Origin of the sequence: Streptococcus minor DSM 17118 (assembly GCF_000377005.1) — a bacterium.
GTDB classification, from domain to species: domain Bacteria; phylum Bacillota; class Bacilli; order Lactobacillales; family Streptococcaceae; genus Streptococcus; species Streptococcus minor.
This window is the reverse complement of record NZ_AQYB01000033.1, coordinates 403,820-420,927: the sequence shown is the minus strand read 5'-3', so window position 1 is coordinate 420,927 and position 17,108 is coordinate 403,820. Positions and strand designations below refer to the sequence as shown.

The window sequence follows — 17,108 nt, the reverse complement described above, 5'->3', positions numbered from 1 at the left end:
AGTTGGATAACTTCTGTTTTTATTACTTGAGGATGGTGAATTTTACTTATTCCAACAGTCCTCGTTCGCGGTACCAGTTATCTGGTTTCCAGTGCCAGTCTGTACCATAGCTTTTCAGGAGATCAAAGATGGCTTGTGGCCCCATGCTACCTGCTGGATAGGTGTAAAGTGGTGATTCGTTATTAGCCCAGACGCGTACAATCTGGTCAATCAACGTCCAACTAGCTTTTACCTCTTCCCAATGGCTAAAGTTGGTAGAATCACCATTGAGGACATCAAAGAAGAGTTTCTCATAAGCTTCAGGTGAATTACCGAGGGCTGCAGCACTGTGGCGCCAGCTCAACTTAGCAGGTGTCAACGAGAAGGTTGAACCAACTTCCTTGCCATTGATAGAAAGAGAAAATCCTTCTGTTGGCTGGATGTATATGGTGAGAATATTTTGCTCTGAATGCTGACCAAAGATATCTTCTGCCTTCTTAAAAGTGATGGTGATTCGAGTCCCTTTTTCGGTCAGGCGCTTACCAGTGCGGAAGAAGAAAGGGACGTCACGGAATCGATCTGTATCAACAAAGAAAACACCCCCCGCAAAGGTCTCCGTTTGCGAATGACTCGCAATATTAGGCTCATCCAAGTAGCCTACATAGTGGTGGCCGTCAATGCGCCCAGATGTATATTGGCCACGGACAAAATGACGCTTGATTTCCTCATCTGTTTGCTGTTTGAGGTTTTGGAAAACCTTGATTTTTTCTGCCCGAACATCTGACTCCCGAAAGCTTGCTGGTTTATCCATAGCCAAAATGGATAGAACTTGAAGAGCATGGTTTTGAATCATATCTTTGAGGGCACCGGAGTGGTCATAATAGCCACCGCGGTCCTCAACTCCAATAGATTCGGCAAAACTAATTTGAATATTGTCAATAAAATCACGATTCCAGATATGTTCAAAGATGATATTTGCAAAGCGAACAGCGAAGATATTTTGGACCATTTCCTTACCGAGGTAGTGGTCGATACGATAGATTTGATCCTCTTCAAAGGTTTGAGACAATTCTTCATTGAGCTTCTCAGCTGTCTCTAAGCTGGTGCCGAATGGTTTTTCAATAATCAAGCGTTCAAAGCCAGTTCCATCAACAATTCCTTCAGATTTGAGGTGCTTGGCAATTGTTCCGAAAAATTCCGGTGCCATAGATAAAAAGAACACCTTATTATTCTCAGTTTGATATTGCTGACTAAGCTTTTTCTGGAGATTACGAAGAGAAATGTAGTGTTCTGTGTCATTGACATCATGACTCTGGTAATAGAAATGGCTAGCAAACTCATGAGCCTGACGCGCGTTATCTGGTAGACTGCCCAGAGATTCAATGACAGTTGACTCAAAGAATTCTTTAGTCCAAGGACGGCGAGCAGTACCGATAACAGCGAAGTTTTCGGCTAAATGACCAGCTTTGTAGAGTCTAAAAAGAGAAGGATACAATTTGCGTTTTGCAAGGTCGCCACTGGCACCAAAAATAGTAAATAAGACAGGTGATGACATCGTTTCGTTTCCAATCTGTTCTAATGTTTCTTGTATTATAGCATAAATTTTCAGAAAATTCACCTTTCAGATGTTGGCTAAAATACTCTGTAAACATAGGGATTTTTAGGCTGTTGAATCTGAACTAAATCAGTCAATTCTACGATTGGCAAAGACTGTTTTAGGGAATTGTGGTATGTAATATTGATTGTTCCCCGGGCCTTAACCCAAGTATCGTTTGGGAAGTGCTGGGTTTGTCCAGTAGACAATAAACCGTAAACACCCGAGTCAGCAATACAGTGAATAATACCGAATCGAAAGAGAAATTGCTGGTTGGGATTATCAGGGTCATTATAGATAAAGCCAGTCATTTCAATGGTTTTTCCGATAAATTCATTCGGATAATCATAGATGACTTCCATGACTGCCATGTAATTATCGCTGTTAATCTGAATGATGTCCTGATTGAGGTATTGGTCCGCTACTTTTCGCATCTCTTCCTTGTAAGCAGATTTTGTAAAGTAGGTTGAAGTATCTGGTTTGAGGTACTGAACGCTAGTACCTTCTTGTTGTTGTGTTTTTCCATCCACACCGGCTGCCAGTGGGAAGTGATAGCCCTTGGCAGCCACTGTTGTTGCGTCCAGGCTGACAGTGGGGAAAAACCAGGCCACACCGAGTGGAATCAAAAGTAACATCAGGCTAGAGAATTGAGCTACTCTTGTACGCAAATGACTATGTATTTTTAGTTCTTTCATCCAGACTATGAGTTGTACAACAGCTAGTACAAATGTCAAAAACATAGAGAGGAAAGCTAGATAGGAATAGTGAAGATTGATATATTGGTCTAATTTTCCAGTCACATAAAGGTACATGGTCATTTCAAAATAGCCAACTAAAATCAAAAATCGAATCATCTAAAAGCCTCCAATCATCAAGCTGTAGCCTAGAATCATTAGTGTAATCAGTGCAATAAATTGCAGAATGAATTTGTTGGTAAAGTGATTTTTCATCATCAGTAGATTTTTAATATCAATCATTGGACCAATAATGAGAAAAGCCATGACAGGAGCAAAACCAAAACTAGACAACAATGAAGCTCCAATAAAGGCATCGGCTTCTGAGCAAAGTGAAAGAAGGAAAGCCAAGACCATCATGAGCAGAATAGCCGTCAAGGAGTTGTGTCCGATACGGGTCAGGATATAGGTTGGGATATAGACCTGTACAAAACTGGCAAAAAGACAGCCAAAGACCAAATAGCGTCCCATATCAAAAAATTCGTCAATGGCCTGAATGAGGGCATATCCAACCTTAGACCAACCTTGTTTATCTGAGAAGTCGTGAGTGTGACTATTTTTCCCACCCTCTTTTAGAATAGGTTCGCTACTCATGAACCCCCAGAAAAGGCCCAGAACGAAAGCTACCAGAATTGAACCCAGCGCCCGGAAAAGGGCAAAACGCAAGGAATTACCAAAGGCGGTATAGGTTGCAAAAAGTACGATAGGGTTGATGACAGGAGCTGTTGCCAAGAAGGGAATAGCCGTGTAAGTAGGAACTTTTTTTTCCAAAAATCGGTTGACAATGGGGACAATCCCGCACTCACACGATGGAAAGATAAAACCGATAAAAGTTCCAAATAGAATCCGTAAGACCTTGTTTTTAGGTAGAAAGGCATGGACACGGTCCGGGGTAATATAGACATCAATAAAACCGGAAATAATCGACCCAATGAGAACAAAGGGGAGGGCTTCAATGATGATGGATAGGAAAATGGCTCCCATCTGAAGAACAGAAGTAGGCAAGTTTTGAAACAGAGCTGTCATTTTACTTCACATCTTTTTCAGAAGTCTTTTCTGCTGATTTAGGATCCGGAAACTCAATCTCCTCGAGTTTGTCAAACGCAGCAAATTCTTCCAGCATCTTCTCCAAATCATCTTGTTTTTTAAAAGTGATTGCCATATAGACCTCCAAAATACTTATTTTATCTATTATACCCTTTCTAGACAAAAAATTCTCCTATTTGCTTGGTATTTTTTCGTCAAAATCTAGTTCCTTCTTTTCATAAAAGTTTAAGAAATCATGATATAATGAGACTATGAAGACAAGAATGAATGAACTCGTAGAAATGCTTAATCGCTATGCTGATGAATATTATCGTCTGGATAATCCAAGTGTGTCTGACTCAGACTATGACAAACTCTATCGGGAGCTAGTTGAGTTAGAAACGGCTCATCCGGAGCTCATCCTACCCAATAGCCCGACTCACCGTATTGGTGGAAAGATTTTGGACGGTTTTGAGAAATATACTCATACCTACCCTCTTTATAGTTTACAGGATGCCTTTTCTTTTGAAGAGTTGCAAGCATTTGATGAGCGCATTCGTAAGGAATTTCCTCAAGTAACCTATATTTGTGAACTCAAAATAGACGGTCTTTCGATTTCCTTGACCTATGAAGCAGGGCATTTGACCATTGGGGCAACTCGAGGAGACGGCAGTGTCGGTGAAAATATCACGGAAAATCTCAAGCGGGTTAAAGACATACCTCTTAGCTTAACTGAGCCTTTAAATGTGACTGTCCGTGGAGAGTGTTATATGCCCAAAGCTTCTTTTGAACGTGTCAATCTAGAGCGTCAGGAGAAGGGTGAGGCTGAGTTTGCCAATCCGCGTAATGCAGCAGCAGGGACACTCCGTCAGCTTGATACAGCTATTGTTGCTTCTCGCGGTTTAGCTAGTTTTCTATATCAAGAAGCTAGCCCGACAGATGCAGCTAGTCAAGCACAAATTTTGGTTGAACTCAATAGACTGGGTTTTTGCACCAATCATGATTATGTTCTAGCTTCGTCTATTGTAGAAGTTTGGGAATTTATCGAGCAAATTGCTGCTAAGCGCAATGACCTACCCTATGAGATTGACGGCATCGTTATCAAAGTCAATGACCTTGCCATCCAAGAGGAACTAGGTTTTACCGTCAAGGCTCCTCGTTGGGCCATTGCCTACAAATTTCCCGCTGAGGAAAAAGAAGCTGAAATCTTGTCTGTTGATTGGACTGTAGGACGAACAGGAGTGGTTACCCCAACAGCCAATCTGACCCCTGTCCAACTAGCCGGAACGACTGTTAGTCGGGCGACCCTTCACAATGTGGATTATATAGCAGAAAAAGACATTCGTATAGGTGATACGGTCATCGTCTACAAAGCAGGGGATATCATTCCAGCTGTCTTGCGCGTGGTGGAAGAGAAACGAGAACACCAAGAGAAAATGCCTATCCCAACCCAGTGCCCATCTTGCGATAGCTCCTTGATACATTATGAGGATGAAGTAGCCCTACGCTGTATCAACCCACACTGTCCATCCCAAATGATGAACCGCCTAGAACATTTTGCCAGCCGTGATGCCATGAATATCGCTGGTTTAGGAACCTCCATCGTGGAGAAGTTGTTTCAGGCTAACCTGGTCAAGGATGTGGCTGATATCTACCGTCTTTCTGTTGAGGATATTTTACAGCTAGAAGGTTTCAAGGAAAAATCGGCTGATAAGCTTTACCAAGCCATCCAAGCTTCCAAGGAAAATTCTGCTGAAAAGCTACTTTTTGGCCTAGGTATTCGTCATGTAGGGAGCAAGGCCAGCAAAATTTTGTTAGAAAAATTTGGCAATGTGGAAAAAGTAGCCAAAGCCAATGCAGAAGAAATAGCACAAATAGAAGGTCTGGGACAGGTAATTGCTAAGTCCTTGGCGACCTACTTTGGCAGTCAGGACACACAAGAACTTTTGCTAGAATTGAAAGCTGCAGGTGTCAATTTAGCTTATACAGGCCAAGTGGCGGTTGAAAACGGTAAGCTCTCCGGCATGACGGTTGTTTTAACAGGGAAACTAGAAAGATTAAAGCGTAGCGAAGCCAAAGAAAAACTAGAAAGTCTTGGAGCTAAAGTTGTGGGTTCAGTCTCTAAGAAAACCAATTTAGTGATAGCTGGAAGTGATGCTGGCAGTAAATTGGCTAAAGCTCAAGAGCTTGGTATTGAAGTCAAAGATGAGGTTTGGTTAGAAAGTCTGTAAAGAATGATGATGGAAAAAAGAAAACGTGCGCGATTGATTTACAATCCTACTTCTGGTCAGGAAATCATGAAAAAAAATGTGGCAGAAGTTCTTAACATCCTGGAAGGATATGGTTATGAAACCTCTGCCTTCCAAACTACTCCTGCCAAGGATTCTGCAAAAAATGAAGCGACCCGAGCTGCGAAAGCTGGTTTTGATTTGGTGATTGCAGCAGGTGGTGATGGTACCATCAATGAGGTTGTTAACGGTATCGCTCCATTGGAACACCGGCCCAAAATGGCTATCATACCAACAGGAACCACCAATGATTATGCTAGGGCTCTTAAGGTTCCGCGTGGTAATCCAGTAGAAGCGGCAAAATTAATTGGTAAGAATCAGACGATTCTTATGGATATTGGCTTAGCTAAAACCGAGCAAGATGGAAAAGAAGATTATAATTACTTTATCAATATCGCAGCAGCAGGGACTTTAACAGAGCTGACATATAGTGTGCCGAGCCAACTTAAAACCACCTTTGGCTATCTGGCTTATGTCGTTAAGGGAGCTGAGCTATTGCCTCAAGTCAAATTTCGACCCGTCCGAGTCGAGCATGATAAGGGAGTATTTGAAGGTAAGGTCTCTATGATTTTTGTCGCCTTGACAAACTCTATCGGAGGTTTTGAGCAAATTGTGCCAGATGCTAAGCTTGATGATGGTCGCTTTACCCTTATTATGGTAAAAACAGGCAATCTCTTTGAAATTCTCCACTTACTCCGCCTAGTTCTAGATGGAGGTAAGCATATCGAACACAGGCATGTAGAGTACATCAAAACCCAAAAAATCAAGATAGAGCCTATGGAAGATAACTCGGATCGACTCTTGCTTAACCTAGATGGTGAATACGGTGGCGATGCACCAGTCGAGCTAGTTAATTTAGCGAATCATATCGAATTTTTTGCAGATACCGATAAAATTGCTAGTCATGCCATCACTATCGATACGGAAGCTTTACGTCTCGAAAAGATGGCAAAATTATTTGCAGAAGAAGTGACTCATTTGGAAGATAATATTTAAAATATTAAATAGGAAGAAAGGGCAGAATAGTCTCTTTTTTCTTTGTTCGGGTTCATCATCTGAAAATGTTTACATCCTTTTATTTCCTTGACAAAAGCCTTTTTTAGGAGTATGCTTACAAAGTATAAAATTTTTAAAGGAGAATCATTATGGATTTGTCAGCATTGGGACTAGGACTCGCAACTATGGGTGTCAGTATCGGTGAAGGAATCTTAGTAGCTGCCTACCTGAAAGGGACAGCCCGTCAGCCTGAATTGCAGAGCAAATTGATGTCTGGTGTATTTTTGGGTGTTGCGTTTATTGAAGGTACCTTCTTTGTAACCTTGGCCATGACCTTCTTGTTCCGTGGTTAACCACCATAGGTAAAATATAGAAAAGGGGGAAACTTCTTTGGAAGAAAGTGTAAATCCAACCCTAAACCTTGGTCCGGTTAATTTTGATTTGACCATGGTATTGGTCTCTGCTATAACGGTTTTCATTATTTTTTCTCTGGTTTTTTGGGCCAGTCGCAGGATGGAGATCAAACCTACTGGAAAACAAAATGTATTGGAATATGTCTATGAGATGACGATGAGTTTCACCAAAGGAAACTTGGGTGATGAGGAGTCTAAGCGCTATAGTCTATTCTTTTTTGTAGCTTTTACATTTTTGGTAGTAGCAAATAATTTGGGGCTTATGACTAAGATTGAAACAACAGAAGGTTACAATCTCTGGACATCTCCGACAGCAAATATGGCTTATGACCTCGGTTTGGCAACTATTGCAACGATTTTTGTCCATATTGAGGGGATTCGTCGTCGAGGATTTGGAGCTTATCTGAAGGCTTTTGTAACGCCGCTTGCCATGACTCCTATGAACATCCTTGAGGAAATAACCAACTTGGCATCACTGGGTTTGCGTCTGTATGGTAATATCTATGCAGGTGAAGTACTGGTTGGCCTTTTGTTAAAATTGGCTCATGCGAGTGCTTTTGCTTATCCAATAGCCTTCTTGCTAAATGTTGTATGGACTGCCTTCTCAGTCTTTATTTCGTGCTTGCAAGGTTATGTATTTGTCATGCTGGTTTCCATGTATTTGAATAAGAAAATCAGTGGCGGACACTAAAAGAGGAAAGGAAAAGATTATTCATGATTACAGTATTGAGTACAAATGCTATCATACTTGGAAATTTCATTCTGGTTACAGCATCTTTTTTGACCTTAATTATCCTCATCCGCGTTTTTGCTTGGAAGAATCTGACAGGAATTTTTGAAAAACGTGCAGAAAAAATTGCTGGAGATATTGATGCTGCAGAAGAGAAAAATGAAGCAGCAGCAGCCTTGGTCAAACAACGTCAAGTTGAATTAGAACAAGGTCGTATTGAAGCTAAGAAGATTGTCCAAGATGCTGTTGCGAGAGCTAAGGTTGAGAAAAAACATCTTGTTGATCAAGCAGCAGTGGAAGCTCGAGCACTAAAGGATAAGGCCAAGTTAGAAATTGCCGCCGAGAGACTCGAAGCACATGAACAGTTGAAGGTTCAGGTTGCCAATCTCGCTGTTGATTTGGCTGGGAAAATTATTTTAGAGGATTTGGATCAAGCGGCTCATAGTGCCTTAATCGATCGGTATATTGATAGATTAGGAGAGAAATAATGGGTGTAAATGAAGCAACCATTGTGCACCAATATGCTTACCAATTCGTAGAAAACATTGCTTACCGTGATGATATCTGGGCTATTTACGATGAAATTCAGCGTATGATTTCGATTATTCATGAAACCAAGCTGAATCGAATCCTCAGTTCACCAACCATTTCGAGTGAGGATAAAGCGGGTTTTGTTTGCAACCTACGTCAATCAACTTACCGCTTTATCAATGATTTGGTTGAAACACTGATTCAGGATGAGAACTACGACGTACTTTTGCCAACTTTGGAAGATATTTTACTAAAAATTAGCAAGAGTAAAAACGAGTATGACATGGTGGTGACCTCTTTTCAGGCTTTGACAGAAGAGCAAAAACAGCGCTTGACTGCCATTGTTGAGGAAAAATTCTCGGTCAAGGTGCACAATGTTATTGAAGAAATTGATAAAGAATTGCTAGGTGGTTTTATTGTGAATGTGAATCATCGAGTGATTGATACTAGTGTCCGTGCGCAATTAGGAGACATTAGAAAAAAGCTATAAAATAGAAAGTGGTGTTCTTTTGGTCATCAATACACAAGAAATTAGCGCTTTACTAAAACAACAGATTGACGACTTTCAACCAGATTTTGACTATACAGAAACTGGGGTTGTGACGTATATCGGAGATGGAATTGCGCGTGCGCAAGGTTTGGAGAATGCTATGAGTGGTGAACTCCTTATCTTCGAAAATGGAACAATTGGTATGGCTCAAAACTTGGAAACCACTGATGTCGGCATTATCATTCTGGGACCATTCTCAGATATTCGCGAAGGTTCAGTGGTTCGTCGGACAGGAAAGATTATGGAAGTGCCAGTTGGTTCTGCCTTGATTGGTCGTGTCATCAATCCGCTTGGACAACCAGTCGATGGACTGGGAGAGATTCATACCAACAAAACGCGTCCTATCGAATACCCAGCTCCTGGAGTAATGGAACGTAAGTCTGTTAATCAGCCATTACAAACCGGTCTAAAGGCTATTGATGCCTTGGTACCTATCGGTCGTGGTCAGCGTGAGTTGATTATCGGGGACCGTCAGACGGGAAAGACCTCTGTAGCCATTGATGCAATTCTCAACCAAAAAGGTCAAGATATGATTTGTATCTATGTAGCCATCGGTCAAAAAGAATCAACAGTTCGAACTCAAGTTGAGGTCCTTCGTCAATATGGTGCCCTAGACTATACCATTGTGGTAACGGCATCAGCATCGCAACCGTCACCTTTGCTTTTCTTAGCACCCTATGCTGGTGTAGCGATGGCTGAGGAGTTTATGTATGAAGGCAAGCATGTTTTGATTGTCTATGATGATTTATCTAAGCAAGCAGTTGCTTACCGTGAACTTTCCCTCTTGCTTCGCCGTCCGCCAGGTCGTGAAGCCTATCCGGGAGATGTTTTCTATCTTCATTCACGCTTGCTTGAGCGATCTGCTAAAGTTTCTGATGAGCTAGGTGGCGGTTCTATCACAGCATTGCCTTTTATCGAAACTCAAGCAGGAGATATTTCAGCTTATATCGCAACCAATGTCATTTCCATTACAGATGGACAGATTTTCTTGAAGGATGACTTGTTCAATTCAGGGATTAGACCAGCCATTGATGCAGGTTCCTCCGTTTCGCGTGTAGGTGGCTCTGCCCAAATCAAGGCTATGAAAAAAGTAGCTGGTACTCTACGAATTGACTTGGCATCTTATCGTGAGTTAGAAGCCTTCACTCAATTTGGTTCTGATTTGGATGCTGCAACCCAGGCTAAGCTGAATCGAGGACGTAGAACGATTGAAGTCCTCAAACAACCACTGCATAAGCCATTAGCCGTAGAAAAACAAGTTTTGATTCTCTATGCTTTAACGAATGGTTTCTTGGATTCTGTTCCGATTGATGACATCGTGGCATTTGAAGAAGAACTCTATGCTTATTTTGATCTCAATCACGAGTCCTTGCTCGATACGATTCGCACCACAAAAGACTTACCAGATACAGAACTCTTGGATGCAGCTATCCAGGAATTTAAAGATCAATCTGTTTACAAGTAGAGGAGTAGGATATGGCAGGTTCTCTAAATGAAATCAAAAACAAAATTGCATCAACCAAGAAAACCAGTCAAATCACCGGTGCTATGCACATGGTTTCTGCGGCTAAATTAGCCAAATCAGAACAGGCTGCAAAATCATTTGAGATTTACGCCAGAAAGGTCCGTCAGGTTACGACCGACTTATTGCGTTCAGAGCTCATGAATGATGGAGCGACCAATCCGATGTTGCTTCGTCGTGAGATTAAAAAGACCGGCTATATTGTCATTACGTCAGATAGTGGTCTCAAAGGGGCCTACAATTCCACTATTTTAAGAGCTGTTATGGGGATGATTGAACAAGACCACGATAGCAAAGATGAGTATGAAATCATAGCCATCGGTGGTATGGGAGCAGATTTTTTCCGTAACCGAGATATGACCCCCATTTTTGAATTACGTGGCCTTGCGGATCATCCAAGCTTTGATGAAGTTCAAAAGATTATTTCAAAATCTGTTGAAATGTACAAGAATGCGATTTTTGATGCCCTTTATGTCTGCTATAATCACCATGTTAATAGTTTAACAAGTCAAGTGCGTGTTCAACAGATGTTACCGATTGAGGATTTGGACCACAATGAGGTGGATGGCTATACAGCTAGCTTTGAGATGGAGCCCAGTCGTGATGCGATATTGGATCAATTGCTTCCCCAGTATGCAGAATCAATGATCTATGGGGCTATTCTAGATGCAAAAACGGCTGAAAGTGCGGCTGGTATGACAGCCATGCAGACAGCAACTGACAATGCTAAAAATGTCATTGCAGATTTAACAATCCAATATAATAGAGCCCGCCAGGCTGCCATTACTCAGGAAATCACTGAGATTGTAGCTGGTGCCTCTGCTCTGGATTAAGAAAAAGGGGTGGCAAATGGAGCAACCACTTGATGGTGGTGGGATTCAAGTTTGCCATTTTGAGAGAGGAGAAGAGATGAGTTCAGGCAAAATTACTCAGGTAGTTGGTCCCGTTGTGGATGTAGCATTTGCAGCGGATGACAAACTTCCTGAAATTAACAATGCACTCGTTGTCTATAAAAACGACCAATCGAAACAAAAAGTTGTGCTTGAGGTTGCTTTGGAACTAGGGAATGGTATTGTACGTACTATTGCCATGGAATCAACGGATGGCTTGACTCGAGGAATGGAAGTGCTAGACACTGGTCGGCCAATTTCTGTTCCAGTTGGAAAAGAGACACTAGGCCGCGTCTTTAATGTCTTGGGTGAAACCATTGACTTGGAGCAGCCTTTTGCTGAAGATGCGCAACGTGAGCCAATCCACAAAAAAGCCCCAAGTTTTGATGAATTATCAACATCTACAGAGATTCTTGAAACAGGAATTAAGGTTATTGATTTGCTTGCTCCCTATTTGAAGGGTGGTAAGGTTGGACTCTTTGGTGGCGCCGGTGTTGGTAAAACCGTTCTGATTCAGGAATTGATACATAATATTGCTCAAGAACATGGCGGAATTTCAGTTTTTACCGGTGTTGGAGAGCGGACTCGTGAAGGAAATGACCTTTATTGGGAAATGAAGGATTCTGGCGTTATTGAAAAAACTGCCATGGTCTTTGGTCAGATGAATGAGCCGCCAGGCGCTCGGATGCGAGTTGCCCTGACTGGCTTGACTCTTGCCGAGTACTTCCGTGATGTAGAGGGTCAGGATGTCTTGCTCTTTATTGACAATATCTTCCGCTTCACTCAGGCAGGTTCTGAAGTGTCTGCCTTGCTCGGACGAATGCCATCAGCTGTTGGTTATCAACCAACCCTAGCAACCGAAATGGGACAATTGCAAGAGCGGATTACTTCTACTAAAAAAGGTTCTGTTACCTCTATTCAGGCCATTTATGTACCTGCAGACGACTACACAGATCCTGCACCAGCTACAGCTTTCGCCCACTTGGATTCGACAACTAACTTGGAGAGAAAGCTTACTCAATTGGGTATCTATCCAGCAGTAGACCCATTAGCATCTAGTTCAAGAGCTCTAGCTCCAGAAATCGTTGGTGAAGAGCACTATGGAGTCGCCATGGAAGTGAAACGAGTTCTTCAGCGTTACCAGGAGTTGCAAGATATCATCGCTATCCTAGGGATGGATGAACTTTCTGATGAAGAAAAGACTCTGGTTGGTCGTGCGCGCCGGATTCAGTTCTTCTTGTCTCAAAACTTTAACGTTGCAGAGCAGTTTACTGGTCTTCCAGGGTCTTATGTACCAGTTGCAGAAACCGTCAAAGGCTTTAAGGAAATTCTGGCAGGAAAATACGATAAATTGCCAGAAGATGCTTTCCGAAATGTGGGCTCTATTGAAGATGTAGTGGCAAAAGCTGCGAAAATGGGATTCTAGAGGTGCAGTATGGAGCAAATGACTTTACAAATTGTAACACCAGATGGCATTCGTTACGACCACCATGCAGCCTTTATTCTGGTCAAAACCACAGAAGGAGAATTGGGAATCTATCCAGGGCACATTGATTTGATTGCTGTTCTTGAAATTGGTGAGATCAAGGTCCGGCGTGTTGACGATGAAAACCATGTGGATTGGATTGCAGTCAATGGTGGGGTCATTGAAATCTGCAAGGATCGAATCACTATTATTTCCAATTCAGCTGAGCGAGATCGGGATATTGATGTTAGTCGAGCTGAACGTGCTAAACTCCGTGCGGAACGAGAAGTAGAAGAGGCATGCAATACTCATAATGCTGATATGGAACGCAGAGCACGTATTGCCTTGCAGCGTGCTATCAACCGTATACATGTTGGAAAACATTAATATGAATGATAAAAGCTATCCAAATATATCTTTGGATGGCTTTTTATTAGGGAGAAATGAAATCGAATACAAAAAGCGAACATTCGGATTCAAAATTGTGGTATAATGGTTCTAGATTAAACTCAATCTAAAAAGGAGACTACTATGTCAACATTTGAACGTATCCATTTGGTCGTGCTGGATTCTGTGGGAATTGGCGCAGCACCAGATGCCAATGATTTTGTTAATGCTGCAGTGCCAGACGGAGCTTCTGACACTCTGGGCCATATCTCAAAAACTGTGGGACTTGAGGTTCCGAACATGGCCAAATTGGGACTGGGAAATATTCCACGTGAGTTACCGTTGAAGACAGTACCAACTGAGGCTGAACCAGTCGGCTATGCTACTAAGTTGGAGGAAGTTTCCCTTGGTAAGGATACCATGACTGGTCACTGGGAAATTATGGGTCTCAATATTACAGAACCTTTTGACACATTCTGGGATGGTTTCCCTGAAGAAATTTTAACTAAGATTGAAGAGTTTTCAGGTCGAAAAATCATCCGAGAAGCAAATAAGCCATACTCTGGTACGGCTGTTATTGATGACTTTGGTCCTCGTCAGATGGAAACGGGTGAGCTTATTGTCTATACCTCTGCAGATCCTGTATTACAGATTGCAGCTCATGAAGACATCATTCCACTAGAAGAATTGTATCGTATCTGCGAGTACGCACGTTCCATTACTTTGGAACGTCCAGCACTCCTAGGACGTATTATCGCTCGCCCTTATGTGGGTGAGCCGGGGAATTTTACTCGAACTGCTAATCGTCATGACTATGCTGTCTCACCGTTTGAAGAGACAGTACTGAATAAGCTAGCAGATGCGGGAGTTCCAACTTACTCTGTTGGTAAAATCAGTGACATCTTTAATGGTTCTGGTATTACCAATGATATGGGCCATACCAAGTCAAATGCACATGGGGTAGACGTCCTTCTAGAAACACTCCAATTACCAGCATTTACAAGAGGACTCTCTTTCACCAATCTGGTGGATTTTGATGCAGTTTATGGTCATCGTCGCAATCCAGCGGGTTATCGGGATTGTTTACATGAGTTTGACGCTCGCTTACCAGAAATCATGGCAGCCATGAAAGAAAAAGATTTGCTCCTCATTACTGCAGATCACGGCAACGATCCAACCTATGCAGGCACAGACCATACTCGTGAATATGTACCACTCTTAGCTTATAGCCCATCCTTTAAGGGCAGTGGCACTATGCCAGTCGGCCATTTCGCTGATATTTCAGCTACTATTGCAGAAAACTTTGGCGTAGAAAAGGCTATGATTGGCGAGTCCTTCTTACATAGCTTGGTATAAAATGGAAAAAATAACAGTTTATATCAATCCAGCTTGTAGCAAATGTCAGAAATTAAGAGTGCTGTTACAAAGACAAGGTATCGAAGTCGATTGGGTGGATTATTTGAAAACTCCTCTGTCTGCAAAAGACTTGCAGCAACTTCTGAATAAAATGGGTGTTCAGCCCTCTTCGGTCATCCGACTGCCGTTAGAAGAACAAGCTGAACAATCCGAAGACCAACTGCTCCAAATGATGGTTGAAAAACCTATTTTACTCAATAGACCAATTGTCGAACAGCAACACACAGCCTTTCTCTGTCGCCCTTTGGAAATCATCAAGGAAAAAATGCCTGGTTACGATTGGCCAGAGTATTTGTAAGAAATCTCCGACAAAACTTCCTTGAGGTATTCAAATGGAATTTATTATTTCTTGTAAAGATGAATCCCGTCTGATATCTATTTCGTACGAAGGTGGCTATAGTAGTCTCTATGAATGTGAACGATTGTTTATCACATTGAAAGAATACTCAGACTACTTTGAAAGTGAATTAATTCGTTTATATGATATGGGTAAAGATGTTCGAGATCAAATGATTACCGATATTAAACAAACAAGACATCTTGCATTAGAAAAATATTATGATAATAATTGTAAAGACTTTTATTAAATCGAAGGAGACAACATGTCACTATTAGAAAAAATTACTGAAACAAAAAACTTTTTGGAAGAAAAAGGCCTTGTTAAGCCCGAATTTGGTCTGATTTTGGGATCAGGTCTGGGTGAATTAGCCGAAGAAGTGGAAAATGCCATTGTTATCGATTATGCAGATATTCCAAACTGGGGTAAATCAACTGTTGTTGGTCATGCAGGAAAGCTAGTGTATGGTGATTTGGCAGGTCGCAAGGTTTTAGCCTTGCAAGGTCGTTTCCATTTTTATGAAGGAAATCCAATGGAGGTAGTGACCTTCCCAGTTCGCGTCATGAAGGCCCTAGGGTGTGAGGGCGTGATTGTGACTAACGCTGCAGGTGGTATCGGTTATGGTCCAGGTACCCTGATGGCTATCACAGACCACATCAACCTGACTGGACAAAATCCACTGATTGGAGAAAATCTGGAGGAATTTGGCCCGCGCTTCCCAGATATGTCCGATGCTTACACAAAAGCTTATCGTGAAAAAGCACATGCCTTGGCAGATAAAATGAACATCAAGTTAGAAGATGGTGTCTACCTAGGTGTGACTGGACCAACCTATGAAACGCCAGCAGAAATTCGTGCCTTCCAGACCATGGGAGCACATGCGGTCGGCATGTCAACAGTGCCTGAAGTTATTGTAGCAGCTCATTCTGGCCTAAAAGTCTTAGGTATTTCAGCCATTACCAACTTTGCAGCTGGCTTCCAATCCGAACTCAATCATGAAGAAGTAGTGGAAGTTACCCAACAAATCAAGGGCAACTTTAAAGCCTTTATCAAGGCGATTTTGGCAGACTTATAATAGTAATAGCCAGTCATGACAAAAACAAAGTGGGATTTATTTACAGGGAGTTGCAGCTATATTTTGACTATAGTGTATCTTTTCAGCAATAAGCCTATTGTTGCAGGAACTTGGTTTGTAGTAGGAACCATTCATATTGTCAAATATTTTCTTTTAAAAGGAAAGACTAGGCCTGAAATGATGCAAAATACACTGCCAATACGAAACCTGAAAGAATAAATGTTGAGTTCAAACAAATCAAGTCGGAACTCATCTTTACACCAAACATTATATTTAAGAAAGGAATGAAATCCTAACAAAATCCTTTTAAAAAGATGAATAATCAAGCAAGTTAGGTTTGCTATTGATATCCAATTTTATGTAGGATTTTGGACGGTCTTGGTATTTAAATTTATGTCAATCCATATTTCTGCCAAACCTGGCGATATTGCCGATAAAATCTTGCTTCCAGGAGATCCTCTCCGTGCCAAATTTATCGCGGAAAATTTCCTAGAAGATGCTGTTTGCTTCAATGAAGTTCGCAACATGTTCGGCTATACCGGAACCTACAAAGGTCACCGTGTCTCTGTTATGGGGACAGGTATGGGCATGCCCTCTATCTCTATTTATGCGCATGAGCTCATCAACGAATACGGAGTGAAAAAACTGATTCGTGTTGGAACAGCAGGTTCCCTTAACAAGGATGTCCATGTTCGTGAATTGGTCATTGCCCAGGCTGCAGCTACCAACTCAAAGATGATAAACATTGACTGGCCAGAATACGATTTGCCACAGATTGCCGATTTCGATCTGCTAGACAAGGCTTATCATATCGCTAAAGATTTGAACATGACAACTCATGTGGGCAATGTCTTGTCATCAGATAGTTTCTACTCACCAAAACTGTTTGCCCGCAATCTTGAGCTGGGGCAACTCGGTGTCAAAGCGGTCGAAATGGAAGCCGCAGCTCTCTATTATCTAGGAGCTAAGTTTGGTGTTCAAACATTGGCTATTATGACCATTTCAGATAGCTTGGTGAATCCAGAAGAAGATACCACTGCTGAAGAGCGTCAAAATACTTTCACGGATATGATGAAAGTGGGTCTTGAAACTCTGATTTCAGATTGATTTTCTGTAAAATTTCAGAAAAACGAACATAAAACTGTGTAAGAACGTTTTCATTATAGAAATAGTTT

Annotated in this window: 20 protein-coding genes; 16 read left to right on the top strand and 4 right to left on the bottom strand. The window is 41.8% G+C overall.

Going from position 1 to position 17,108, the window contains the following annotated elements:
* Positions 1-46: 46 nt before the first annotated feature.
* From zwf to F602_RS11165, 4 genes are all read right to left on the bottom strand, one after another.
* Positions 47-1,534 (bottom strand): glucose-6-phosphate dehydrogenase, encoded by a 1,488-nt coding sequence (gene zwf / locus F602_RS0108345; protein WP_018167519.1) that lies wholly within the window; start codon positions 1,532-1,534, stop codon positions 47-49.
* 77 nt (positions 1,535-1,611) lie between these two features.
* On the bottom strand, positions 1,612-2,427 hold the full coding sequence (locus F602_RS0108340; RefSeq protein ID WP_018167518.1) for a TIGR03943 family putative permease subunit: 816 nt from the start codon (positions 2,425-2,427) through the stop codon (positions 1,612-1,614).
* Entirely contained in the window at positions 2,428-3,333 is a 906-nt protein-coding gene (locus tag F602_RS0108335; protein WP_018167517.1) for a permease, read from the bottom strand.
* Between the two features lies 1 nt (position 3,334).
* On the bottom strand, positions 3,335-3,469 hold the full coding sequence (locus tag F602_RS11165; RefSeq protein ID WP_018167516.1) for an SPJ_0845 family protein: 135 nt from the start codon (positions 3,467-3,469) through the stop codon (positions 3,335-3,337).
* Between the two features lie 136 nt (positions 3,470-3,605).
* Here F602_RS11165 and ligA point away from each other — a divergent pair, with 136 nt between their 5' ends.
* From ligA to deoD, 16 genes are all read left to right on the top strand, one after another.
* On the top strand, positions 3,606-5,564 hold the full coding sequence (ligA, locus tag F602_RS0108325; protein ID WP_040840104.1) for an NAD-dependent DNA ligase LigA: 1,959 nt from the start codon (positions 3,606-3,608) through the stop codon (positions 5,562-5,564).
* A 9-nt stretch (positions 5,565-5,573) separates the two neighbouring features.
* On the top strand, positions 5,574-6,617 hold the full coding sequence (locus F602_RS0108320; protein ID WP_026183385.1) for a diacylglycerol kinase family lipid kinase: 1,044 nt from the start codon (positions 5,574-5,576) through the stop codon (positions 6,615-6,617).
* Positions 6,618-6,766: 149 nt separating this feature from the next.
* On the top strand, positions 6,767-6,970 hold the full coding sequence (locus F602_RS0108315; RefSeq protein WP_018167513.1) for a F0F1 ATP synthase subunit C: 204 nt from the start codon (positions 6,767-6,769) through the stop codon (positions 6,968-6,970).
* A 37-nt stretch (positions 6,971-7,007) separates the two neighbouring features.
* On the top strand, positions 7,008-7,721 hold the full coding sequence (atpB, locus tag F602_RS0108310; protein WP_018167512.1) for a F0F1 ATP synthase subunit A: 714 nt from the start codon (positions 7,008-7,010) through the stop codon (positions 7,719-7,721).
* A gap of 23 nt (positions 7,722-7,744) precedes the next feature.
* Entirely contained in the window at positions 7,745-8,248 is a 504-nt protein-coding gene (gene atpF / locus F602_RS0108305; RefSeq protein WP_018167511.1) for a F0F1 ATP synthase subunit B, read from the top strand.
* On the top strand, positions 8,248-8,781 hold the full coding sequence (locus F602_RS0108300; RefSeq protein WP_018167510.1) for a F0F1 ATP synthase subunit delta: 534 nt from the start codon (positions 8,248-8,250) through the stop codon (positions 8,779-8,781). Before atpF ends, F602_RS0108300 begins: the two co-directional genes overlap by 1 nt.
* Positions 8,782-8,800: 19 nt before the next feature.
* Positions 8,801-10,306, top strand: coding sequence for a F0F1 ATP synthase subunit alpha (gene atpA / locus F602_RS0108295; RefSeq protein WP_018167509.1), 1,506 nt, complete (start codon positions 8,801-8,803; stop codon positions 10,304-10,306).
* An 11-nt stretch (positions 10,307-10,317) separates the two neighbouring features.
* A complete protein-coding gene (locus F602_RS0108290; protein ID WP_018167508.1) occupies positions 10,318-11,196 on the top strand; it encodes a F0F1 ATP synthase subunit gamma in 879 nt (292 codons plus the stop codon).
* Positions 11,197-11,272: 76 nt separating this feature from the next.
* Positions 11,273-12,679, top strand: coding sequence for a F0F1 ATP synthase subunit beta (gene atpD / locus F602_RS0108285; protein WP_026183384.1), 1,407 nt, complete (start codon positions 11,273-11,275; stop codon positions 12,677-12,679).
* Between the two features lie 9 nt (positions 12,680-12,688).
* The gene (locus tag F602_RS0108280) at positions 12,689-13,105 is read left to right on the top strand and encodes a F0F1 ATP synthase subunit epsilon (RefSeq protein WP_018167506.1); all 417 of its coding nucleotides are present in this window, start codon (positions 12,689-12,691) and stop codon (positions 13,103-13,105) included.
* Between the two features lie 144 nt (positions 13,106-13,249).
* Positions 13,250-14,461, top strand: coding sequence for a phosphopentomutase (locus F602_RS0108275; protein ID WP_018167505.1), 1,212 nt, complete (start codon positions 13,250-13,252; stop codon positions 14,459-14,461).
* Position 14,462: 1 nt separating this feature from the next.
* Positions 14,463-14,819, top strand: coding sequence for an ArsC/Spx/MgsR family protein (locus tag F602_RS0108270; RefSeq protein ID WP_026183383.1), 357 nt, complete (start codon positions 14,463-14,465; stop codon positions 14,817-14,819).
* A gap of 34 nt (positions 14,820-14,853) precedes the next feature.
* Positions 14,854-15,108 (top strand): hypothetical protein, encoded by a 255-nt coding sequence (locus F602_RS0108265; protein ID WP_018167503.1) that lies wholly within the window; start codon positions 14,854-14,856, stop codon positions 15,106-15,108.
* Positions 15,109-15,123: 15 nt separating this feature from the next.
* The gene (locus F602_RS0108260) at positions 15,124-15,933 is read left to right on the top strand and encodes a purine-nucleoside phosphorylase (RefSeq protein WP_018167502.1); all 810 of its coding nucleotides are present in this window, start codon (positions 15,124-15,126) and stop codon (positions 15,931-15,933) included.
* Positions 15,934-15,948: 15 nt separating this feature from the next.
* Positions 15,949-16,152, top strand: a complete 204-nt coding sequence (locus F602_RS10935) for a hypothetical protein (RefSeq protein WP_156801879.1) — start codon at positions 15,949-15,951, stop codon at positions 16,150-16,152.
* Positions 16,153-16,326: 174 nt separating this feature from the next.
* A complete protein-coding gene (deoD, locus tag F602_RS0108255) occupies positions 16,327-17,040 on the top strand; it encodes a purine-nucleoside phosphorylase (RefSeq protein ID WP_018167501.1) in 714 nt (237 codons plus the stop codon).
* Positions 17,041-17,108: the final 68 nt, after the last annotated feature.